This window comes from Paenibacillus sp. JT22N7, assembly GCF_059383875.1.
This window is the reverse complement of record NZ_JBXENY010000001.1, coordinates 656,797-679,630: the sequence shown is the minus strand read 5'-3', so window position 1 is coordinate 679,630 and position 22,834 is coordinate 656,797. Positions and strand designations below refer to the sequence as shown.

The 22,834-nt window shown below is 50.7% G+C and carries 22 protein-coding genes and 1 other annotated feature; of the genes, 5 read left to right on the top strand and 17 right to left on the bottom strand.

The genetic code is table 11. The annotated features are described in order from the left end of the window. Positions 1-138 precede the first annotated feature (138 nt). The 7 genes from AC50Y5_RS03000 to AC50Y5_RS02970 form a co-directional block, all read right to left on the bottom strand. Entirely contained in the window at positions 139-1,188 is a 1,050-nt protein-coding gene (locus tag AC50Y5_RS03000; RefSeq protein WP_494858351.1) for an anti-sigma factor family protein, read from the bottom strand. Beyond that, positions 1,185-1,733, bottom strand: a complete 549-nt coding sequence (locus AC50Y5_RS02995) for an RNA polymerase sigma factor (RefSeq protein ID WP_056029404.1) — start codon at positions 1,731-1,733, stop codon at positions 1,185-1,187. The genes AC50Y5_RS03000 and AC50Y5_RS02995 overlap by 4 nt, the downstream gene beginning before the upstream one ends. Positions 1,734-1,936: 203 nt before the next feature. Beyond that, the gene (locus AC50Y5_RS02990) at positions 1,937-2,311 is read right to left on the bottom strand and encodes a hypothetical protein (protein ID WP_056029407.1); all 375 of its coding nucleotides are present in this window, start codon (positions 2,309-2,311) and stop codon (positions 1,937-1,939) included. A gap of 404 nt (positions 2,312-2,715) precedes the next feature. After that, positions 2,716-2,859 carry a pentapeptide repeat-containing protein gene (locus tag AC50Y5_RS02985; protein ID WP_494858350.1) on the bottom strand — a complete coding sequence of 48 codons (144 nt, stop codon included), beginning with the start codon at positions 2,857-2,859 and terminating at the stop codon, positions 2,716-2,718. Positions 2,860-3,314: 455 nt separating this feature from the next. Continuing rightward, complete coding sequence (locus AC50Y5_RS02980) at positions 3,315-6,026, bottom strand: ComEC/Rec2 family competence protein (RefSeq protein WP_494858348.1); 2,712 nt, start codon at positions 6,024-6,026, stop codon at positions 3,315-3,317. Between the two features lie 118 nt (positions 6,027-6,144). Beyond that, complete coding sequence (locus AC50Y5_RS02975) at positions 6,145-6,675, bottom strand: deoxycytidylate deaminase (RefSeq protein WP_494858346.1); 531 nt, start codon at positions 6,673-6,675, stop codon at positions 6,145-6,147. A gap of 118 nt (positions 6,676-6,793) precedes the next feature. After that, positions 6,794-7,630, bottom strand: a complete 837-nt coding sequence (locus AC50Y5_RS02970; RefSeq protein WP_494858344.1) for a ComEA family DNA-binding protein — start codon at positions 7,628-7,630, stop codon at positions 6,794-6,796. A gap of 231 nt (positions 7,631-7,861) precedes the next feature. Here AC50Y5_RS02970 and comER point away from each other — a divergent pair, with 231 nt between their 5' ends. Next, complete coding sequence (gene comER / locus AC50Y5_RS02965; RefSeq protein ID WP_056029421.1) at positions 7,862-8,701, top strand: late competence protein ComER; 840 nt, start codon at positions 7,862-7,864, stop codon at positions 8,699-8,701. A gap of 46 nt (positions 8,702-8,747) precedes the next feature. Here comER and leuS read toward each other — a convergent pair whose 3' ends face one another. Next, positions 8,748-11,186, bottom strand: coding sequence for a leucine--tRNA ligase (gene leuS / locus AC50Y5_RS02960; protein ID WP_056032752.1), 2,439 nt, complete (start codon positions 11,184-11,186; stop codon positions 8,748-8,750). A 79-nt stretch (positions 11,187-11,265) separates the two neighbouring features. Next, positions 11,266-11,481: a binding site (T-box leader), on the bottom strand. A gap of 274 nt (positions 11,482-11,755) precedes the next feature. Here leuS and lplA point away from each other — a divergent pair. Beyond that, positions 11,756-12,751 carry a lipoate--protein ligase gene (gene lplA / locus AC50Y5_RS02955; protein WP_494858788.1) on the top strand — a complete coding sequence of 332 codons (996 nt, stop codon included), beginning with the start codon at positions 11,756-11,758 and terminating at the stop codon, positions 12,749-12,751. Between the two features lie 86 nt (positions 12,752-12,837). Here the strand turns inward: lplA and AC50Y5_RS02950 are convergent, their stop codons facing one another. The 4 genes from AC50Y5_RS02950 to AC50Y5_RS02935 all read right to left on the bottom strand — a co-directional run bounded on the left by AC50Y5_RS02950 (position 12,838) and on the right by AC50Y5_RS02935 (position 15,294). Then, positions 12,838-13,314 (bottom strand): VanZ family protein, encoded by a 477-nt coding sequence (locus AC50Y5_RS02950; protein WP_494858342.1) that lies wholly within the window; start codon positions 13,312-13,314, stop codon positions 12,838-12,840. Positions 13,315-13,341: 27 nt separating this feature from the next. Beyond that, positions 13,342-14,610: a GNAT family N-acetyltransferase gene (locus AC50Y5_RS02945; protein WP_494858340.1), complete on the bottom strand. Its 1,269-nt coding sequence runs from the start codon at positions 14,608-14,610 to the stop codon at positions 13,342-13,344. A gap of 168 nt (positions 14,611-14,778) precedes the next feature. Continuing rightward, entirely contained in the window at positions 14,779-15,081 is a 303-nt protein-coding gene (locus AC50Y5_RS02940) for a hypothetical protein (protein WP_056029431.1), read from the bottom strand. 12 nt (positions 15,082-15,093) lie between these two features. Further along, positions 15,094-15,294, bottom strand: coding sequence for a YwbE family protein (locus tag AC50Y5_RS02935; RefSeq protein ID WP_056029433.1), 201 nt, complete (start codon positions 15,292-15,294; stop codon positions 15,094-15,096). A 218-nt stretch (positions 15,295-15,512) separates the two neighbouring features. Here AC50Y5_RS02935 and AC50Y5_RS02930 point away from each other — a divergent pair, with 218 nt between their 5' ends. After that, the gene (locus tag AC50Y5_RS02930; protein ID WP_494858336.1) at positions 15,513-17,255 is read left to right on the top strand and encodes a DEAD/DEAH box helicase; all 1,743 of its coding nucleotides are present in this window, start codon (positions 15,513-15,515) and stop codon (positions 17,253-17,255) included. 264 nt (positions 17,256-17,519) lie between these two features. Further along, positions 17,520-17,612, top strand: coding sequence for a sporulation protein YjcZ (locus tag AC50Y5_RS02925; RefSeq protein ID WP_081418580.1), 93 nt, complete (start codon positions 17,520-17,522; stop codon positions 17,610-17,612). 92 nt (positions 17,613-17,704) lie between these two features. Here the strand turns inward: AC50Y5_RS02925 and AC50Y5_RS02920 are convergent, their stop codons facing one another. The 4 genes from AC50Y5_RS02920 to AC50Y5_RS02905 form a co-directional block, all read right to left on the bottom strand. Then, entirely contained in the window at positions 17,705-17,917 is a 213-nt protein-coding gene (locus AC50Y5_RS02920; RefSeq protein WP_056029438.1) for a hypothetical protein, read from the bottom strand. A gap of 135 nt (positions 17,918-18,052) precedes the next feature. Then, positions 18,053-18,808: a pseudouridine synthase gene (locus AC50Y5_RS02915; RefSeq protein WP_056029441.1), complete on the bottom strand. Its 756-nt coding sequence runs from the start codon at positions 18,806-18,808 to the stop codon at positions 18,053-18,055. 86 nt (positions 18,809-18,894) lie between these two features. Continuing rightward, complete coding sequence (gene yjbM / locus AC50Y5_RS02910; RefSeq protein ID WP_056029444.1) at positions 18,895-19,698, bottom strand: GTP diphosphokinase; 804 nt, start codon at positions 19,696-19,698, stop codon at positions 18,895-18,897. Positions 19,699-19,716: 18 nt separating this feature from the next. Then, positions 19,717-20,814 carry a quinone-dependent dihydroorotate dehydrogenase gene (locus AC50Y5_RS02905; RefSeq protein WP_056029447.1) on the bottom strand — a complete coding sequence of 366 codons (1,098 nt, stop codon included), beginning with the start codon at positions 20,812-20,814 and terminating at the stop codon, positions 19,717-19,719. A gap of 159 nt (positions 20,815-20,973) precedes the next feature. On the opposite strand from AC50Y5_RS02905, the gene AC50Y5_RS02900 reads away from it, so the two are divergent. Next, the gene (locus AC50Y5_RS02900; RefSeq protein ID WP_172455573.1) at positions 20,974-21,114 is read left to right on the top strand and encodes a hypothetical protein; all 141 of its coding nucleotides are present in this window, start codon (positions 20,974-20,976) and stop codon (positions 21,112-21,114) included. On the opposite strand, the gene AC50Y5_RS02895 is transcribed toward AC50Y5_RS02900, so the two are convergent. After that, the gene (locus AC50Y5_RS02895) at positions 21,115-22,527 is read right to left on the bottom strand and encodes a L,D-transpeptidase (protein WP_494858328.1); all 1,413 of its coding nucleotides are present in this window, start codon (positions 22,525-22,527) and stop codon (positions 21,115-21,117) included. Positions 22,528-22,834 lie beyond the last annotated feature (307 nt).

Sequence of the window (22,834 nt, the reverse complement as noted above, 5' to 3'; positions counted from 1 at the left end):
AGCAGAAAGATCCATGGCTTCTCCTTCTGCTGATGGTCATACGACGATCAAGGCTAACACGTCGCATCTTCTCTCCACTCTTTACCATACGCAGTTAGAGCGGAAAGTGTGCATACACCTGTAGTCATTCAACTAAAATTAATGCGCTGCTTTGTTATCTTTGAGCGTATTCAGGTCAACCGCATATTTTTCAATGCCGCCCGACTCCAGATGAATTTCATAATTTAAAATTTTATTATCCTCCGACCAGCTCAAATTAGCGATTTGGCCGTTTTTGCGCGCCGTTTCCAACAGCAGCTTATGGTCGCTTGCCTCATAAATCTTAATGGCATACCCAACGACCTCTGCTGAATAAACGCCGTCAGCAGAAACCAATGGAACGGTTGCAAGAGGAGCTTTCTCTGATTCGCCTGAAAGGCTTTCCAATGGTTTGCCATCCTCCTCTGCAGGAGCTTGAGAAATGTTAGTGTCTGTACCCGCGTCAGACTTTGCATCTTTGGAATCCGGAGCAGTAAGGCCCGAAGCCGAACCAAAATCAGAAGTTCCAGATTCGCTGTTGTTATTCCCGGCAGCGCTTCCGCCATCTTGATTTGATCCATCGCCACTTCGATCAGTTACATTCGTCTTAAGACTCATGCCCGTATCAAGCGATTCTGATTTCACTTCACCCGAAGTTTGTGGATCAGTAGCCACAAATTGCCTGAGCTCCGACGTGTCGTAATTGGCGATCGGGCTGTCAGCAGCAGTAGCGCTTGCTTCCGTCCGGCTCATGTCATTGTTTGATTGCGACCCATTAAACCAGCCTGCGTTATAGGAAATGATAAATGTGCCAGCTACGAGGCACGCCGCAACGACGCCTGTAAGCTGCCGAAGCTTTGATGAAGCGGCGCGATCCGGCGTTTTCCTTCGCTTAGGCATTGCAGGCTCTTGCTCTTGCTGCGCCACAACTGAGCCAGCCGCTTCGAATGAAAGCTGCTCCAATTGAGGCATAATAGCATCCACAAGGCTGTAGCTTGGCTTTACATGAGGCAGATTTTCCAATTCCGCAGACAAATTTTTCAGCCGCTCAAACATTGCTGCGCAGTCCGGACATTGCTTGAAATGTTTTGTCATGGTTGCTTTCTCGTATTCATCAAGGTCGCCGTCAAGCTCCCTTTGCATATATTCCATCACCTCTTGACAGTTCATCCCCGGACACCACCTTTCTGATAATCATGTAGTAACGTTTGAAGCTGCTGTCTGGCTCTGAATAAATAGGATTTAACTGTGTTTAGGGGCAAATCCAGAGACTCAGCTATTTCATTGTAGGAAAAATCCTGCAAGTATCGAAGCACGACAACAGCACGGTGATGATCGGGTAGCTTATCAATAGCGTTACGGATGTCTTGAGCTGCGTAAGCGGACAAAACCTCATCCTCTACATTTTGCTTCTCGTGAAACACCATATCATGCTCATCAATGGATACTGTTGGTTTGTTTCTTCTAAACTTGTCAATGCAGATATTCGTTACAATGCGTTGAATCCATGTTTTAAATTGGGCTTTTTCTTCGTAAGAGCCGATTTTGGTATAAATGCGAATGAGTGCCTCCTGTGCCGCATCCATTGCATCCTGCTCGTTGTTGACTATATAGTAGGCTGTCCGATAAACATGTGTTTCAATCTCTCGCAATAGAGTAATCAATGCATCGCGATCTCCCGACTGAGCGGCTCTAATAAGGCCAGGCTCCACCACGAAGGATCCCCCTCTCTTGCAACCTCTCTGACGAGCAGGTTACGTAAAATGTTGCAAACCTTCGTACAAATTCATTTTTTATTTTAGCCACACGGCCCATATTCCGATTGAAAGAAGCGTACTCCACACTCAAGAATATCAAAAAAAGCAAGCAGCGTATATAGCAACTTCATGACTGCATGGAACTAGACAGCCTTGCTCTTTTAATCAACTGCCCTCTCCAGAAACGCATAAAAGTTAATATTCATTTTGCCAAAGCGCACTTCGCAGCATTCAGCCGGGAAAAAATCCTCTCCGCCCACGCATGCCTTGAGCTTGTCCAAAATGTTTTCGATGCTGTCACTATCGAGCTTCAGCATTAAAGCCGATTGGGCGTAATGGAGACTTTCTTCGTCGTCAACCTGTGCAAGACCAAGCTCCTTCACTTTTTTACTGTTAATTTGCGCGGCTTCACTTAAAGCAATCACCGCTTCCTCCCCTGCAAGCGTTAGGAGGAAAGCTTCGTAAAGCTCACTTGCACCATCTATATCAAATCGGATATCGATGGCATATTTACCGGCTCTGTTTATTTTTATCATCAGCTTCACACATCCTTGCCATTAATCTCCTGCCGCTACTTATGCTCATTTTACAGGATCATTTCAAAGAAGCCTACATCGCGATCCAATCTACTTTGCTTTTCTTTAACTAAATATATATATGAAGGAAATGTATAGTATAGCTTGATTCATGCGCTAAAGATACGCAGAAAGCTGCAAAGACATGCTGCTATTTTTGGTTGTGCATGTAGGAGCAGGCTCGCTGCTCCTTGGTTAGCGTTTTTCAAGTCAAATCTCGCCTGTCGATTCAAGGCTGGGGAACCTCTTGCTGCGATTGTTGCTGAGATCATGGTGGTTGAGAACACTGTAGCTTAGATTACTATAGCTTAGATCACTGTGCTCAGATCACTGCGGCTTAGATCACTGCGCTTAGATCACTGCGCTTAGATCACTGCGCTTAGATCACTATAGCTTAGATCACTGTAGCTTAGATCACTGTAGCTTAGATCACTGTAGCTTAGATCACTGTAGCTTAGATCATTGTGGCTGAAAACACAGCTTTTGAGAATCCGCGGTTCGGGGCGCACGCTCCTTTTTGGCGGACTGAGGTTCCGCTATTTTGGGTTTTGAACCGATTTCTGACCTTAAGCGGACAGGAAATCCGTTATTGCCCACTTTATCGCAGCAAAATGGCCATTTACAGCACATTAGCGGCTTTTGAGTCCGCCACTTGTGCCATACCCTTGATTTTGTTGAAATAGCTGCTTCTGTGTCCGCCTAGTCTTGCTTTGTACAGGGAATAAGCCACTAGAACGCTGACCACCCAGCTGCCTTTCGGTACGTAGGTCCACATTCATAAGCGGTGACATTTCCAGTAATAATGGGAATACTTGTGACATTATATTTGATCTGGATCTTGATCTTGATCTGGATCTGGATCTGGATTCGAATGCAGCTCAAATACGGTTGCATACCTGCCTATACTACATGCACTTTTATTCAAAATTCTCCTTTTTGTGATTGCGTTTATTATGATTGAAAATCAATTTCCCTTATTCATCGTTCTGGCCTGAAGCCTTCCCGATGCCGCCCGATATTCAATTTCACCATCCTGATCTGTTCGGCGCACTTCGGTTCCGGCTGCCTTCAAGCGTCCCAGCACATCGCCATGAGGATGGCCGTAGCTGTTTGTCGCACCTGCGGAAATCGCCGCACTCAGCGGCTGCCAGCGTTTCAGCCAATTGGCAGCAGTCGAATAACGGCTTCCATGATGCGCTACTTTAAGCACATCAACATTGGCGCAGCAAGCTGCATAAAAAGCTTGATTTTCATCCATAAGGGCCAGCAAACGCTCCTCCGTATCAAATCCGATGTCTCCTGTCAGCAGAAAAGTATAATTCTTCATCGTCAAATAAAGGACAACACTCGCTTCATTCTGCTCCTCGAGCTCCTTGATTTCCATGTTGGAAACGCTGCTTCCTTCCGTTTGGTTAACAGCAGGGGGCCATAAAACGTTCAGACTTGTGTTCTTGCCCATTTCCCACTCCTGCCCCGCCTCAGCCCGGTACATCGGAATCTCATGCTGCACCGCATAGGCCAGCAACTCCTCCGCATCAGGTGAATGCTTCACGCTGCCGTTCCATAACAGCCCTTTGACTGGGATCGAATCCATAACCGCTTTAAGCCCCCTAATATGATCGCTGTCCAAATGGCTGACGACGAGCAAATCAAGCTGATGCACTCCGCGCTTCATTAGCAGCGGGGCGACAACCTTTTTGCCTACCTCAAAAGGGTCCTTGCGCGCTCTCCACTCCTCGCCGGCCTTGCGGAAAGAAACCGTTCCCCCTCCGTCGATCAACAGATGCTTCCCTTCCGGCGTTCTGACATAAATAGCGTCCCCTTGTCCGATATCAAGCACATGAACGCGGCCGTCATGATCAAATAAATCCGGATGATAGGCGAAAAATAACAGTGCTAGCACGATAAGCACGGCGGAAAAAAAGCTTCCATGGAAAAGAAGCGCCTTTGCAGCTGATGCATACGAAAAATCGGCAAAGCCACCAGAAAACTTGCTGGGAGCAGTAATGCTGCCCTTTCGATGTATAGCTGAAAGCTCGTAGAGCGGCTGCGTCTCGAGCTCGCCGTTTTCGTGGCCAGCTGCAAGGTTGCTATGCTCTGATTCTGGCCCCTGCTCACGGGCGTCTGATAACTCGCGCACTGGAAGTAAGCGAAATAGCAGCGCTAGAGCGCCATACCAAGCCGCGATCCACCATAGCGGTGGAGTCGCCCAAATCGTGCGAAATATATCTGCTGTTGCGAGCCAGTCCACGAGCCAAAATGTCCAGTCATTGGCGTAGACGCTCACCCATGCGAGCAGTTTGCCGCCTGTTGGCCAAGCCATGTGAATAAAAAGCGCGGCTCCGCCTAGCGGCATAATTATAAAGCTGATAAATGGCACGAGCAGCAAATTCGCCGGGAGCGACAGCAAATGGAATTGGTTGAAATAATAAATGGAAACCGGAAACGAGACGGCCTGTGCCACGACGCTGACAGCAATTAAATCGAGCAGCGCTTTGCCCCGTTTCCAGTGAGGCATGGCGCGCCTTACTGGAGGGACGCCAAGAATAAGACCTAGCGTTACGATAAACGAAAGCTGGAAGCTGACATTTTCCAGATAAAAAGGATTTAACGCCAGCATAATGACGGCTGCTGCCGCCAATATATGCAGGCCATCCTTTAGCTTGTGCATGCGCGCTGCCAGCAGGCCAAGCATGCTCATCACTCCGGCCCGTACAACCGAAGGCGAAGCGCCGCTGAGCAGCACATAGAAGGGCACGGCAAAAACGAGCGTCAGCAGCAGGCGCTCTCGCGTCATGCGGCAAAGCCGTAAAATCAGGCCAAGCGCGTAGAGGAATACCGCAACGTGCAGGCCCGATATGGCGAGTATATGCGTTAAGCCAAGACGAGCGAATTGCTGCATGAGGGAGGGATCAAGGTCATCCGTGATCCCGAGGACAAGACCTTGCATGTAGCCGGCCTGCATGCCCGGGTACATGCTCGAAAGCCGTGCGGCGAGCCAGGCGCGCACGGTGTCGACGCGGCCGAGCAGCGCGGCCGCGGTCCATGGCGGGCCAGGCGCGATGCCGATCACGCCCGTGCCCGTAGCTTGAAGCAGCCAGTGGATTTTCTGGCTGCTCAAGTAGCGGCGGTAGTCGAAGCCGCCGCGATTAGCCGGACCAGCGGGCTGCGCCAGCTGGCCCTTAACGTCAACGACGTCGCCGCGCCGCCAGGCAGCGGCGACCTCCTGCTGCGGTTGCTCCTCGAGCCGCAGCTGCACAAGCATCCGCTCGCCGCCGAGCTGGCGCGGCGAGCCAAAGCCCGCTACGCTGGCGGCTTCGACCGCCAGCTCAAAGCTTGCCCGGTCGCCGTCGATCTCGACGACCGACGCAATCGTCCCGGACGCTTCAACCGCTATCGCAGCGTCCGACCCATGCGCCTCTGCGGCGCGCAGCACGTCCAGCAGTCCCGTCACATTGCGGGCATCCGCCCACATTCGTTCCCCAGCTGCAAGGACGAAGCCGACTACACATACGGCAGCCAGCTTTCGCGTCAGCCGCCCCGACAAAACCAGCGCCAGGGCGGCTACCGCCACACCGCCCGACGCCAGCGCAGCTCCTGCGCCGCTCAACTTCGCGCCGCTTGCGCAGCCTGCCACAAAACATACCGCAAACCATAGCAGCGGTCTTCTATCCATTTACAATCACCTCTTCCATGAAATTCACAAAAAAAAAGCACCTCTTATCACATGCAGATCCGCATGCAATAAGAGGTGCTCCCTCACTAAATATATGAATTGCTATTAACGTGCAAAATCAAGAAATTACAGACATTCCCGCCTGCGGCGGCGGCTCATAGCCTTCCAGACAACGAAAAGCAATGCCTTTGTGCCACATCAGCGTCACAACCTTCTCGCTGTCTTTCGGGTAACCGCGGTGATAGACAACCTCTTTTATCCCGCTGTTCGCAAGCATATTCGCGCAAGTCCAGCAGGGCTGGTCTGTCACATATACCGTTGAGCCTTCACGGTCGGCTCGATCGGTAAACAGCAGCAAATTTTGCTCCGCATGGATCGTGCGAATGCAGCGCTGTTTTTTAACCATTTGCTCCTCGCCATTCTCCTGCTTAATTTCCCACTCTTCCGCAATCATGCAGCCCGCTTCCGAGCAATCCTGAACGCCCATTGGCGCTCCATTATATGCGGTGCCAAGCAGCTTCTTACCCTGCACCAAAACAGCTCCCACATGCCGCCTTGGGCAGCGTGAGCGCGTCGATACCATATAAGCGATGTCCATAAAATACGTATCCCAGTCTTTACGTTCGGCGTCTTGCCCTACTATTGCCATTGTTTCAGCTTCCTCCTTGATGCTCGTTCAAAATAATCGTCAGCCACAACTGCGTCAAAAATGCGCGATATATTCGTTTTTTCTTAAAATCCGGCTGCTGCCTGTTATTTTCTCACACTTAAGGATTGGCGACAATGCTGTCTTTCATGCCTTCCAGCAGCTTAGGACCAATTCCTTTCACTCGCTGCAAGTCATCGACCGATGTAAAACGCCCATTTTTCTCCCGATTTTCTACGATCGCTTTAGCTTTCGCCGGTCCGATTCCCTTCAGCCCATCGAGCTCCTGAACAGTTGCCCGGTTAATATCCAGCTTGCCCGAATCCGTCGATGACGCTGCACCATCACCTGTCTCATTCTGTGCCGCTTCAGCTGCACCGCTCCCTTTAATCGCACTAGATTCCGGCAAGTGGAGCCCCGAATTCCCAGTATTGTATCCAGTCAAATTTTCATTCACATTTCTATTTCCATTCCCACTGCTACTTCCAGCATCAGCTTCCCCTAATTCACCAGCATCAGCGTTTGCCCCGCCTTGCACCGTCTTCCCAGCACCATCCAACCGAGATGAGACAGCCCCTTCTACTGCTCCACCAGCAGTAGCTGGCATCTTCCTGATCCCGTTTTGCCCATCTCCACCGCTGTTCAAGGACGGTTTTCCACTACTGCCATTTGCCGCTGTATTCCCCTGCTGTCCTTCTCCATCCGCCTGCTTCCCTAAGCCGCTAGCCTTTCCAGCCTCGCTCTTCACCCCAGCAGAAACAGGTTCATTGCCTTGCTCTGGATCCAATGCTGCCTCTACCGCCGCATTTAGCGTCATCCAGCCGCTCGGAGCCTGCTCCTTCGGCATAAGCATAGCAGCTCCAAGCAGCCCGCAGGCGAGCAGCAAACAACCCGCCATAATCGTCCGCTTCGCATTTCGACTTTTCCCATATTGCTTCTCCTTCGCTCGTTGCCCCATCCTTAATCCACACCTTTCGCTATGAATGACCGCTCCAAAAAAGATGAAAATCGTTGACATAACTGCCAAGTTGTCAGGAATACGGTAGAAGAACAGGTAAACTGCGAATAGGCTTACTTCGCCTTAAAGCCTGTTCACTTCGGAAAATCAATTCAGATCAGAAAATGATTCAAATCTGGCCCCCACAAGGCCGCTTCCATTTCACAACCTCACAACGAAGGAGGTCATCGCATGAAAGTTGGATTTATTGGAACGGGAACGATGGGCAGTCTGCTCATTGAAGCATTAATCGCTTCGGGAGCGCTGGAATCCGATCAAATTTCCGTCAGCAATCGCACTTTCTCCAAAGCACAGGCGCTCGCTGACCGCTATGCCGGACTTCAAGCAGAAGCGAGCAATGCTCGCGCCGCATTTGGCAAGGATATTGTTTTTCTCTGCATTAAGCCGCATGAATTTAAGAAGGTCATCGACGACATAGCCTCTATCATAAGGCCTGAGCAACTGCTAGTTTCCATTACAAGCCCGGTGCTGCTCTCACATCTTGAGGAAGTTGTGCCATGCAAAGTAGCGAAAGTCATTCCCAGCATTACGAATCATGTATGGAGCGGCGCTTCCTTATGTATTTATGGCTCCCGCATCCAGAGCGAGGACAAGGAACGGCTCGAAGCGCTGCTCGCCTTTATTAGCGAGCCGCTGCAAATTGATGAATCCTATACGCGTGTCGTCTCCGACCTCTCCAGCTGCGGACCGGCGTTTATTTCTTGTCTGCTGGAGCAGTTCGTCGACGCAGCAGTTGAAGAGACGGGCATTGACCGCGAGGAAGCGCTCAAGGTGGCAAGTGCCATGCTGCTCGGGACAGGGCTGCTCTTGACCGAAGGGGGCCTTACCCCAGCTGATGTGCAGGCCCGGGTAGCCGTTCCCGGAGGCATTACAGCACAGGCGCTCAAATTGCTTCGTAATGAGACCGATGATGTTTTCAACCGGCTTATTCGCACAACTCATGCCAAATTCCATGACGATGTCGCCAAAGTTTCCGTCTCTTTCTACGGCGAAGAGGTGAACGGTCAATAGCTGTTCTTCAGCTAACTGACCGTTCACCTCTTCATGTGGCTAACGTTTAATTGGCAACGATGTTGACGATTTTACCTTTTACAGCTACAACCTTGCGGATGGTTTTACCTGCGATAAGCTCCTGCACCTTAGCCAGTTCCTTTGCAAGACGTTCCATTTCCGCTTCATTCGTGTCTGCCGCTATTGACAGGCGCTCAATGATTTTGCCATTAACTTGAACGACGATTTCAACCTCTTGGTCAACCGTCCAAGCCTCTTCCCATGTCGGCCAGGACTCGTAAGTAATCGTCCCTGTTCCGCCCAGCTTCTCCCACAGCTCTTCCGCAATATGCGGCGCAAGCGGGGACAGCATTTTCACAAAGTCAGCCATCGCTTCACGCGGCAGCACTTCGGTTTTGTAAGCTTCATTGACAAAAATCATCAATTGGCTGATCGCTGTGTTAAAACGCAGATGCTCAAAGTCATCGGTTACTTTTTTAATGGTGCGATGCCATGTACGCTTGAACGCTTCGGTCGTTTCACCTTCCGAAATTTTCGCACTCAAGCTGCCATCGTCACCGATGAACAAGCGCCATACACGGCTAAGGAAACGGAAGGCTCCTTCTACGCCGTTCGTGTTCCAAGGCTTCGTCGCTTCCAGCGGGCCCATGAACATTTCATACAAACGCAGCGTATCTCCGCCAAATTCCGATACAATTTCATCCGGGTTAATGACGTTGCCGCGGGATTTGGACATTTTCTCATTGTTCGTGCCCAAAATCATCCCTTGGTTCACGAGCTTATGGAAAGGCTCCTTCGTCTCAACTACGCCCAGATCATACAATACTTTATGCCAGAAGCGCGCATACAGCAAGTGAAGCACAGCATGCTCCGCTCCGCCAATATACAGGTCAACCGGCAGCCATTCGCGCTGTTTTTCCGGCGAACAAATTTCCTTGTCGTTTTTCGGATCGATAAAGCGCAGGTAGTACCAGCAGCTGCCCGCCCATTGCGGCATCGTATTCGTCTCGCGACGCGCCTTCATACCCGTTTCTGGATCAATCGTGTTGACCCATTCCGTAACATTCGCAAGCGGTGATTCCCCTGTACCCGAAGGCTTAATCGCATCAACATCCGGCAGCAGCAGCGGAAGCTGGTCCTCTGGTACTGGCTTCATTGTGCCATCCTCCAGATGAAGAATCGGAATCGGCTCGCCCCAATAACGCTGGCGGCTGAACAGCCAATCGCGCAGACGGTACGTCACTTTGCCATGGCCGCTGCCTTTTTCTTCAAGGAAGCTGATCATTTTCGCAATCGCTTCTTCATTATTAAGCCCGTTCAGCAAATCGGAATTTACGTGGGCACCGTCGCCAGTATAGGCTTCTTTGGAAATATCTCCGCCTTGCACGACCTCCACAATCGGCAATTCGAACTGTGTGGCAAATTCCCAGTCGCGCGTATCATGGCCTGGAACCGCCATAATCGCACCTGTACCGTAGCCTGCCAGTACATAATCGGCAATCCAGATTGGCGTTTTCTCGCCATTGACCGGGTTAATCGCATACGCACCCGTGAATACGCCGGATTTTTCCTTCGCCAGATCAGTACGCTCCAAATCGCTCTTGCGGGAAGCTGTCAGCTGGTAAGCCTCAATAGCCGCCTTTTGTTCCGCTGTCGTAATTTGGGCAACCAGCTCATGCTCAGGCGCAAGCACGCAATAAGTGGCGCCGAACAAAGTATCCGGACGCGTCGTAAACACGACAAGGTTCGCGTCATGGCCCTCAATAGCAAACGTCACTTCGGCGCCTGTAGACTTGCCGATCCAGTTGCGCTGCATATCCTTGATGCTTTCCGTCCAATCAAGCTCCTCCAGATCCTCCAGCAGGCGCTCCGCATATTCGGTAATTTTCAGTACCCATTGGCGCATTGGCTTGCGTACAACCGGATGATTTCCGCGTTCGCTTAGTCCGTCAATGACTTCTTCGTTGGCAAGCACAGTTCCCAGCGCTTCGCACCAGTTAACTGGAACTTCAGCAACATATGCAAGGCCTTTGTTGTACAGCTGGATGAAAATCCACTGCGTCCATTTATAATAATCCGGGTCAGTCGTACTAAACTCGCGATCCCAATCGTAGGAAAAGCCGAGCGATTTGATTTGACGGCGGAAGTTGTCGATATTTTTAAATGTAATTTCACGCGGATGCTGCCCTGTATCCAGTGCATGCTGCTCTGCAGGAAGGCCAAATGCATCCCAACCCATCGGGTGCAGGACGTTAAAGCCGCGCAGACGCTTGTAACGCGACACGATATCCGTTGCCGTATAACCTTCCGGATGACCGACGTGCAGGCCTGAACCGGATGGATAAGGGAACATATCGAGTGCATAAAATTTCGGTTTGCCCGCTTCTTCCTTCGTAGCGAACGTCTTGTTCTCATCCCAATATTTTTGCCATTTCGGCTCTACTATCAGCGGATTATAGCCTTGCGGTTGCTGATCTTGACTCATGAATGTTTCCTCCTTAAGCTTGGTAAAGCAAAATTTCAGCGGCTCCATGCAAAAAAGCTCCCGCCCCTAGCGTATGATCGCTAGGGACGAGAGCTGTCTCCCGTGGTACCACCCTAGTTAGCCCCCGGACATGCTTTGCCGAGTGCTCACTTGTTGCCTTTAACGCAGGCCTTACGGTACGCTTGCGCGCACAGCTCCAAGGTGAGATTCATATCGCTGCAGGTCCGGCTTGCACCATCCGCCGGCTCTCTAAGCCATGCCCCGCGATACTACTGTTCCTTATCAACGCCATATGTGACATTTTAAGAATTAGTTCCGATTATAATGAAGCTTTGACGCGATGTCAAGGGACAAGCCTCTAAGTTGCTCCCTTTTTATCCCAATACACTCACTTCTTGCATGCTTAGATGAACGATGCGTAAACGTCAGTCATTTTTTGCGAGGAACCGCCTTTCTCCTTGCGGGTGAAAAAGCCGCTCTCATTTATCCATGGCATTTGCCCCAAGGAGGGGTATAATAGGAGCAGCAAGCTTTTGCATCCCATTACTATTTTCGGAGGAATCGTTATGATGCGTTTTGTAAGCAACAACCATATAACAGACCCTGCGCTTAATTTGGCGCTAGAAGAATATATTTTACGGTCGCTGCCGCCGGAGGACGATTATTTACTGTTTTATATTAATGAGCCTTCCATTATTATTGGCAAAAACCAAAATACGCTGGAAGAAATCAACCTGCGCTACGTAGAGGAAAACAACATCCATGTCGTGCGCCGGCTGTCTGGCGGCGGAGCCGTATATCATGACGAAGGGAATTTGAATTTCAGCTTCATCATGAGCGACGACGGCCAATCCTTCCATAACTTCAAGAAATTTACCGAGCCGGTCGTGAAAGCACTAGCCGCGCTTGGCGTTCAGGCTGAGCTTACGGGCCGCAACGATATTCAAGTAGGCGAACGTAAAATTTCCGGCAACGCACAATTTTCAGGACGCGGCAGAATGTTCAGTCATGGCACCTTGCTGTTTGATTCCGAAATTGAAAATGTCGTATCGGCTTTGAAAGCGAATCCTGAAAAATACGTGTCGAAAGCGACAAAATCGATTCGCAGCCGCGTAGCCAACATTTCCGAGTTTCTGGCAGAGCCGATTACAATTGAGGAATTCCGCCAAAGCGTGCTTGCTTCCATTTTTGAAGGCAGTGAAGAAATCCCTTACTACGAGCTGTCCGAGGCGCAATGGGCGGATGTCCGCGAGCTGGCACAAACGCGCTATCGCAGCTGGGATTGGAATTATGGCCGATCTCCAGCATTCAATATGCGCCAGACGAAGCGGATCGAAGGAGCTGGAACGTTCGATGTACGTCTGCAAGTTGAGGAAGGTCTTATTGCAGATGCCGCCGTATATGGCGATTTCTTCGGTCGTGGCGAGAGCAGCGAATTTGCCAAGCAGCTCATCGGTCAGCGTTATGAAGCTGCTGCACTCGGCAAGCTGCTCGGCGAGATCGATTTAAGCTATTATTTCGGCAAAGTAACGAAGGAAGACTTAATGGGCTTGATTTTCGAATAAAAATAAACAGCGCCCCGGCCTTCTCTTATTAAGAGAGTCCGGGGCGCTGTTTCTGTCCCCTGATGTCCCCCGATAGAATGGAATCATCAATAGGTTCTTTGAATGCCTCTTTTGCCAACTGCCAGCTTCCGAAACCAGAAAACAATGCCATAGCCAAGAACAACAGCTGCGCTGTTCATGAGAATATCATCAATGTCGAAGCTGCCGCGCCTCGTAAGCATTTGCAGCACTTCCAGCAGCGTAATAAACAGCACAAACGACAGCAGCACCTTGCCCAGCCGCCAGCGAAAAACAATCGGAAGCGCCAAGCCAAAGGGTACAAATACGACAATATTACCGCCCATATTAATGATCCAATCGATAAAGGGCATATGATGAAAGTTCGTTACATAAAGCTTGATGGTTGAAAAAGGAATGACATTATATCGCAGCTCCGCACCGCTTCTCGCCTGCCGGCCAAAGCCAAAAAACATTGCATAAATGAGCCATATCGTATAAACGAAAATAAGAACGGCTGTCACTTTTTGAGTAAAGGAATCGAATTTTCCGCCTGCCTGCTTCAACGTAATCGCCCCTCCACTTCGCCCGGGTTAATGGGACGCCGGTAATTTTTTCGCCCGATACCAGTAGTTATATTGCAGCGTAAAGCCTAGCTTGTCATACAAGCGGTTAGCCGCATCATTGGCATGCGTAACGAGCAAATAGCTGTGCTCCGCCCCATTCTCCTTGCCCCACTGCAAAATATGCAGCAGAAGCTGCTCGCCAAATCCACGCCTGCGAAAAACTGGTGAGGTCACGACGGCATACAGACCGATATATCCTCGCTCCATCACGCCAATACCGCAAGCCGCGGGCACTCCCTCTACATAAAGCACAGCAAAGCCCGTCTGAAACGGCGGTGATGCGAACATTTTTTTAAGCGTCTCCCGCTCATCATCGGTATGCTTCGCCATCGACATATAGGCTTCCAGCCAAGCTTCACTTAAAAAAGTGTCTATGCGAACGTCCAGCCCGCCAGCCGGTTCTCGCATTTGAGCAAGGGGCGCCGTCTTGACATAGACAGGATCTATTTTGTCGTAGCCTCGCAGCGCGAGCGTCTCATCCAGCTCCGGCGGCTGGGAGAATGGCGTGATTTTATAGGCCGTATCCATTCCACGCGCCGTATAAAAAGCTTCTCCATAGGTGATTTTGTGCGAAAGCACTTCCCCGCTGCAGGCTGCTGGCACGATGGAGTTTGACCGTTTTGTATAGCCATTCGCCAGACGCAGCTGCCACCCCTCATACATCAGCACCTGAAGCGCAGGCCAAGCATTCATCGACAGCTCCTCCAGCTTGAGATGCAGCTGCTCCTCAGATGACGACTTTAATGCGGCGCTGTCCAAAAGCTGCTTTATCTGGCCCATATGATGCCGATCATGAGCGATAAAATCTGTCAAGTATCCCTGCAGCCGGAATGGATGCCCATCGCTGTCTATGTATTCAGCCGCATAATGCTGCTCCGGCAAAGCTTGGATGATCCCAACAATCGCTTCACGGTCTTGAATCGTCTGCCTGATCAGCTTCGCAATCGAAGTATAACGACCATACAGGCGGGCATTTTTATTAAATGCATCATAATCCAAATGCTTGAGCGTCAGCTCCTGCTGCCGGCTTAATCTCTCAATTGCCGTCGTAAGAAAATAACGATCCCAAAGCGCAATATGAGCGACGGCTTCGCGAACGGACCATTTTCCCGGAGCCAAGCTTAGCTCCCACACCGCTTCCTCTCGCTGCTCCAGCCCTTCCACAAACGTAATCCATTCTTGAAAATACTTGAGCAACTGCTGTTTTCCCTGCTCCTGCTCCTGCTCCTGCTCCATGAACCGTTCTCCCTCGCTTTGCTATCCAATATTTGAACTTTTTTCTACGATTCGTTTCATTAAAGCTTGTAAAATAAAATCTCGCAATTTGCATGCCCTGCAATCATTCCGCCCTCTTGTCGAAGCAAAACAGCCGCCCTGACGGCGGCAATGCCATTCCAATTACCATTAAAGCAATCTAAAGCGGGTTATTTGGTCGAACTGCTGCTCCGCCATTAAGATTGGACGCTGCTTAGGCCCAAACAGATCAAAATGCGGATAGTTGTCGCGGTAGTGAATATACCGGGGATCGAGCCCATAGGACGTGCACCATTCCGCCAGCTTGTCTATATTGGAGCAGCCTACCTTCGTTACCGTCTTCATGCCCGGAAAGCGCGGGTCCAGCCAATAATGCGTCAAAAAAGCGATTTCGCCGCTTTGCACCCGTTCCTTCCAAGCATTCATTTCGGTTCTGGATATGCCAAATGCCACCCGTCCATCTCCTTATTCCATTGGTAAAATATGCTTAACGCGGCCTACTTGCCCGTCCGTCAGCCGAACTTTAATGCCATGCGGATGCGTGCCGGAGTTCGTCAGCAAATCCTTGACGATGCCTCTCGTCAGCTTACCTGTACGCTGATCCTGCTTAAGCACAATGTCGACCTGCTGGCCCGGCTTGATTGCCGCGCGATTCGTTCCGTTCATACGTTAACCTTCCTTTTCAAAAAAGCGTAGTGACCAAAGTATGCACTTGATTAAGACAGCGCCGCGCCGTCAGAGGATGGCTACAGCCGTTTCACCTTGAAATATTTTATACTTTTCTTCAAAATAGCATAGCATATGTGCAGGAAAGATGCACATCATGGGTACAACCTGTTATACTTAACACCAAACGATGTTTTATGAAATGAGGAAATTGTCTAATGTCAACTGATTTTACTGCAATGGGCGTCATGCCGGAGCTGGCCTCGCGTCTCCATGAGAACGGAATTACCGAGCCAACCCCGGTTCAAAAGAAATCGATTCCCGTACTGCTTGCGGGACAAGACGTCATTGCCCAAGCTCAAACCGGAACAGGCAAAACGCTTGCCTTTGCCTTGCCTATATTGCAGCGCATTCAAGTGCACAAGGAACAGGTGCAGGCGCTTATATTGACTCCAACCCGTGAGCTCGCTATTCAAATTACGAGCGAGCTGACGAAGCTTGCTCCGACCGTTGGCGCTACGGTGCTAGCTGCTTACGGCGGGCAGGATGTTGTCGCACAAATTCGCAAGCTGAACAATGCTCCCCATATCGTTGTAGCAACACCTGGACGATTGCTTGACCATATTCGCCGGGAGACGATCAACCTGGGCAAGCTGAAAATGCTCGTGCTTGATGAGGCTGACCAAATGCTGCATATGGGCTTCCTGCCAGAGGTCGAGAACATTATCGCGCATATGCCTAGAGCTCGCCAGACGATGCTGTTTTCGGCTACGATGCCAGAAGCGATTAAACGCCTTGCTGCCAACTATATGAATACGCCGGTCGATATTCGTATTCAAAGCACTCATGTAACGCTGGACAACATTAAGCAATTCGTCATTGAAACGACAGATCGCGGACGTGAACGTGCCGTTATGCAGCTGATTGAGCAGCATAACCCTTATTTGGCCGTTATTTTCTGCCGGACGAAGGTGCGGGCCAAAAAACTGAATGCTGCCCTGCAGGATAAGGGCATTCCTTCGGACGAGCTGCACGGCGATTTGACGCAAGCGAAGCGCGAGCAAGTTATGAAGCGTTTCCGCGATGCCAAGCTGCAAATTCTCGTCGCAACGGATGTCGCTGCACGCGGGCTTGATGTAGAAGGCGTCACCCATGTATACAACTATGATGTGCCGCAGGATTCAGAAATTTATATTCACCGTATCGGCCGTACAGGTCGTGCAGGACAGCGCGGTACAGCGGTAACTCTCTCTTCGCCGCATGATCGCGGCGCTGTTGCTCATATTGAGCGCAGCATTGATGCTTCGCTGCAGCGCTTTACGATTGATGAAGAAGGCCAATTAACAGCTGACAGCACGAAACGCTCAGCAGCTCCAGCCAAAGCATATGGCCGCGGAGATTCGTCCTCGTCAGAGCGCGGCGGCAGAGCACGTGGCGGACGCGATTCGGGACGATCCGGCCAGCAAACTCGCCGAGGCGGCGAATCCTCCGGTGGACGCGGACGCCAGCAAGCTGGCGGCAGAGGCCGTGGGCAGCAGGCTGAACGGTCAACAGCTCCAAGCAAGTCCGGCGGCGGCAGCCCATGGGAAGCAGCAAGCGGCGGCGATACTGGAAGCAAGCGTGGCGGCAATGGAGGGCGTAGCTTCGGTGGCGGCGAGCGCAGTGAACGTCCTGCTGGTCCTCGCAGCTTCGGCGGCGGTGAGCGCAGTGAACGTCCTGCCGGTCCTCGCAGCTTCGGCGGCGGTGAGCGCAGTGAACGTCCTGCCGGTCCTCGCAGCTTTGGCGGCGGTGAGCGCAGCGAACGTTCCTCCTCAGGTGCACCACGCAGCTCTGGCGGACGCAGTTCTGGTGGACGCAGCTCTGGTTCTGGCAGCGGCGGTCGCAACTCAGGCGGTTCCAGCCGTGGATCCAGCCCTTCCCGTGGCGGCGGAGCTGGAAACAGTCGCGGTCGCAAAAGATAAATTTACCTTTCAAGCAGCTTTCCGTCGATTCCTAACGGCGAAGGCTGCTTTTTTCATCCTTCCCAGGCATTCGCCTCAGTAACATCCATCATAAACCGCCGGAGTTAGCGGCCTTACTAGCGCCCAATTATAAATGACCCATGACAGGAGTCCATTCCAAACAGGGCGAAAAACATACAATACTGTATACCGAGCGGCAGGGAAAAGACCATTTAAATGAAGCAGCACCCTAAGCCGGAAATTAACTGTACAGGAGGAATTAGCATGTCTGGTGTACATGGAGGCTTCACATCGACGGGTGCCATCCTGGTCCTGTTTATTCTTCTGGTCATCATAACTAAAGGATTTTTGTACTAATACTAACCCAACACCGTAAAAAAACCGCCAGGATTCGTGCTCCCGGCGGTTTTTTCTGCGATTTACTGCTCCTGCTATGCAAGGAGCAAAGCTCACTTTTTATTTTCACCCTTACGCCTGATCAGCCGCAAGCTCCGCTTAATACTCTCGGTTCCTGCAAAGCTCAACGTTCCTGCCAAAATAGCGTTATGAAGCAGCTTAAGCCCCACATTGTATGTCAGCATGCCGATTACGATTTCAATTAGGATGAAACGCCTAATATCTGCTGAAGTAATGACGTATACTTTAAAGGTTTGGACGCGCAAGCAGCAATCACCTCAGGAATGGTATTTATTAACCTACCCTATGATGCCGACAGATTGTCTCATTCATCATGCTTGGAAAGCTGCCACTGTTATGCTTATGTTGAACCTTTACATGCTATTTTGTATGGCACGTCATTATTGCAAATCTGTCCGTCGATAAGTGCGAAGCAGCTCCAGCTCGCCTTCTGTCAGCTCGCGGTAGCTTCCCTCTTCCAGCTCAGTGTCAAGCGCCAGAGGGCCCATGGCCACTCGTTTTAAATGAACAACCTGTTTGCCTACTGCCTCAAACATCCGCTTCACCTGATGGAATTTCCCTTCCATAATCGTTAGCGTAATCATCGACATAACGCCAGCATCCGTCTGTTCCTGACTCCGTACATTCAAACGGGCAGGCATCGTCACATACCCATCATCCAGCTCAACGCCCGCAGCGAACTGATCCTGATCGGCACGGCCTACATTGCCTCGCACGACTGCCTCATACGTTTTGGGTACATGCTTGCGCGGCGACAGCAGCTCGTGGGCTAGCTGTCCGTCATTGGTCAACAGCAGCAGGCCAACTGTATCCTTGTCCAGACGTCCGACCGGAAAAGGCTGGATCGCTTGATCTTCATTTTCGAGCAAATCGATGACCGTCTCGTCTTTGCGATCCTCCGTGGCCGATACGACTCCTGCTGGCTTGTTCATCATAAAATAAGCAAATTCCCGGTAATTGACCTGCCGTCCTTCAAACCTGACCTCATGCATTTCGGGATTAATGATCATGCCGCTATCCTTGACTACAGCTCCGTCAACAGTAATGAGCCCCTGCTTCACGAATTTTTTAATTTCACTTCTCGTGCCGTTGCCCGTATGGGCCAACAGCTTGTCCAGCCTTATTTTTGCTGCCAAAACGATCTCTCCTTCAAATATCTGCTTCCCTCTTTATGCAACAAACCCCCAAAGGCGCTCGCTTGTGCGCCACTGGAGGTTTGTTATTAGCTTTGCGTACCTTTCTTCGCCCGCAAAACCGCCGCTTCAACGTCTAGAGCAAGCTGCTGGAGCCCAAACAAATCCTCCTGCTCCCACATTTCATTAAATTTCATCTGAAATTGGGCTGCCTCCCGGACACGGTGGTAAAAATAAAGATCCTGTATCGTGCTGAGCACTTTGCTGACAACATTCGAGCTTTCCTCGAAGCCGCGCTGCGCATCCAAAATTTCATGGCGAATGCTCGACATCTCCTCATCTAGGGATGAGGCTGCCTCCGCCGCCTTTTTGAGACGCAGACGCACGTCCTCAGGCAGGCTTTCCTTATATTTATAGTTCAGCGAGTGCTCGATCGTCGCCCAGAAATTCATCGCCAGTGTGCGAATCTGAATTTCTGCCAATACTTTTTTCTGACCGAGCGCCGTTTGGACAGGATATTCCACGATCATATGATAGCTGCGATAACCGCTATCCTTGTAATTCGTAATATAATCCTTCTCATTCACAAGCCTTAAATCTTTGCGCGAACGAATTAATCCGGCAACCCGGTGAATATCATCGACGAACTGGCACATAATGCGAATGCCCGCAATATCCTCAATCCCTTGCTCCAGCTGGTCCGCTGGCACATGCAGCCGCCTTGCCTTCTCCAAAACGCTCGAAACCTTCTTCACTCGGCCTGTGACAAATTCAATTGGCGAATAGGATTCCCGCCTTTTCAGCTCTACGCGCAGCGTTTTAAATTTAACTTTGAGTTCTTCAACTGTTTGCTCGTATGGCTGTAAAAATAGATTCCAGTCTCGTCCATCCATCAGGGCCGCCTCCTCATCTTATCTATGGTCTGCGCCGATAGCCTCCGTTATGCTGCGGTAGCCATCTTTGCGCAAGCGCTCTTTCAAGCCGCTGGTCAGTTCACGCAGCAAGCCTGGGCCCTTATAGATTAAGGCCGTATATACTTCAACCAACGAGGCCCCAGCGCGGATTTTATCGTATGCATCAGCGGCAGTGAAAATGCCTCCCGAGCCAATGATCGGCAGCTTGCCCTCCGTCTGACGGTAAACTGCACGAATAACCTCCGTCGATCGCTCGCGCACTGGCACGCCACTGAGGCCGCCCATTTCCCCAGCGTTCGAATGAGTAAGTCCAGTGCGTGACACGGTCGTATTCGTCGCAATAATGCCGGAAACGCCGCTGTCCTTAATGGTTGCTACCGTCAGCTTAAGCTGCTCATCCGTCATATCCGGAGCTATTTTGACTAGCACTGGCTTCGCGCTTTTACCTGATTTCGACGCCTGCTGCCTGATTTCCTCCAAAACGGTATCAAGGAGCAGTCTCAGCTCATCCCCATGCTGCAGCGCACGCAAGTCCGGCGTATTAGGCGAGCTAATGTTGACGACAAAAAAATCTCCCTGCCCATACAGCGCCTGAATGCATAAGCGATAATCCTCATGCGCAAGCTCATTGGGCGTTACTTTGTTTTTTCCAATATTGACAGCGAGCGGGATGCGGTGTATTTTGCGCTTATTCAGCCGCTCTGCCATCGCATCAACGCCATCATTATTGAAGCCCATCCGGTTAATCAGCGCTTCATCTGGCGGAAGACGGAATAGTCTCGGCTGCTCATTGCCTGGCTGGCTTTTCGGCGTTACCGTTCCTACTTCCATAAAGCCAAAGCCTATGCTGGAAAATCCGTCTGCCGCCTTCGCGTTCTTATCCAGCCCTGCCGCAAGCCCGATCGGATGCGGAAAATGAATGCCGAATAAATCCACGGCAAGCTCCGGCGTCTCATTTACCCCGTACATCGCATGCATGATGCTCGTCATGCCAGGTACGCGCCCAGCAGCATGCAAACCATCGATAACCAAATGGTGGGCTTTCTCTGGATCCATTCGAAAAAATATCGGCTTACCCAATGAAGAATAAAGCAATTACACTCACTCCGATCTACAATAAATGTCCTACCCAATAGTGTAGCGTTTTTGCCCAGAAAAGAAAAGGGCAATACTGCTCCTTTGTTATTGCGGCTCTTTCCGAAAACGATTACAATATGACTATATTCCTTACTTATTAGAAAGAGGTTGATTGCCATGAGTTCACCCAAACGCAAACCACCCACAGTGAAAGCAAAAGCGCCAGAGGAAGTTAATAAGAAAGCACTCGTCTGGATAGGTGCTGCTGTTGGAGTTGTCATTGTCGCCGTCACCGTCTTGTTGTTGGTTAGCGGTTAATCAGCCCAGCCAGTGATACACTTTACCGGGATTCGTCTCGTCCTGACTCGGATTCAGCTTGAAGCGCTCCTTGGATTCCGAAATTTCGGACGGCAGAGTCCCGTTTTTAATTTTTACGACCGTCCCCATCGGTACCAGATCAAACAGCTCCTCTACATCCTGCTTCCCCATCCGAATGCATCCAAGCGATTCGTCCTGACCGAGGCTATCCGGCTCATCCGTGCCATGGATGGCATAAAGCGTACTGGAAAGCGTCATCCCCCGGCTGCCGAACTGGCCATTATCGCGCCCATTTGGATTTTTCACTTTCTCGCTAATATAAAAGCTGCCTTCTGGCGTTTTATCCCCGCCAAGCCCCACCTTAAAGCTGCGGACGATAATGTCGCCACTTACAACCGCAAGCCTGTGCGTTGACTTATCAACGACGATTTCGAGCGGCTTGCGCCAGGTTTCATCCACTCCGCCGGCTAGTTGATCCGAATTGCTTTGCAAAAACTTCGATTGACGTTGACTTGAATCAGTCTGCGGCTTTTCACCCTCATCTTTTTGCTGCTGCGCAGGCGGTTTCGTCCCTGACTGATCCGTTTTCATTGCAGCAACTAGCGGCTTAAACATCTCCTTCATGCCAGATGCGTCACCAGCCAAAACATTGTTGGGATAGGGCTTAATGAGATCATCAAGCTTTTCCGGCCACTTCTCGTTCATCCGCTTGTACTGATAGATGGCGCTGGCAAGCGTCCAACGAACCTCCTGTTGCTCGCTCCAAGCCATGAACTTCGTTTTCACCGTAGAAGCATCAGCCGGCTTGCAGCTGCATACTCCGCCATCAAGCATCTTAACTTCCATCGGTACATAATCGGACTGCTGCTCCACCGACATCAGCAGCTTGCGATTGCCTGTCCATTTACGCCAGCCTTCCTGCTCTTCCAGCTTGACTACAACCGCTTCAGACGGCCGCTTGGACCAGGACAGCAGCTCTTCCCAAGCGCTTCCAATTGGATTGCGCTCACCCTTGTCCGTCAACACAACGCCGAAGGTTGGATCAATGGGTGCATCGATAATAGCATTCGCTTCTGCCGCAGCGAGATCAGCCAGCTGGCTTGCGTTTGAAGGCATAACCATTAGCAGTAGCACAAGCGAAATCGCTCCCATAATCGCGCGGCGAATCGTCCGTTTTTTACGCTGCTGGCGATTCCATTCCTCCAGCATTTCCTGCGGGCTTTCGGCCAGCGGATGCGGCTTGCGCTCAAACGCCTCGTAAATTTCTCCTGCTTGAATGAAGCAATAATTCGCTTTCGCCGTTTTATCCAGCTGTAAATATTGCTTGCCCAGCAAATACCACGCCATTTTATTGTCAGGATGATTTCTAACATATTGCTTTAGATAGAGGTTATCCTCTAATTGCTCCATCATTAACCCCCCTCAAAGTCCAATAACACTATATCGGCAACATTTACCTTTTTTTTGACTCAAGCGTAAACGGCTTTGCCATCCTTCGGTGGCAAAAGCTCGTTTCGCGTAGAAATAGAAGTCTTAGGATACGCGGCAGCTTTATCCTTTCTTCTATTTCAAGCGTAAACGGCTTTGCCATCCTTCGGTGGCAAAAGCTCGTTTCACGTAGAAATAGAAGTATTAGGATACGCGGCAGCCTTATCCTTCCTTCTATTTCAAGTGCAAACGGCTTTGCCGACCTTCTATTTAAAGCCCTCTTCGCACACAA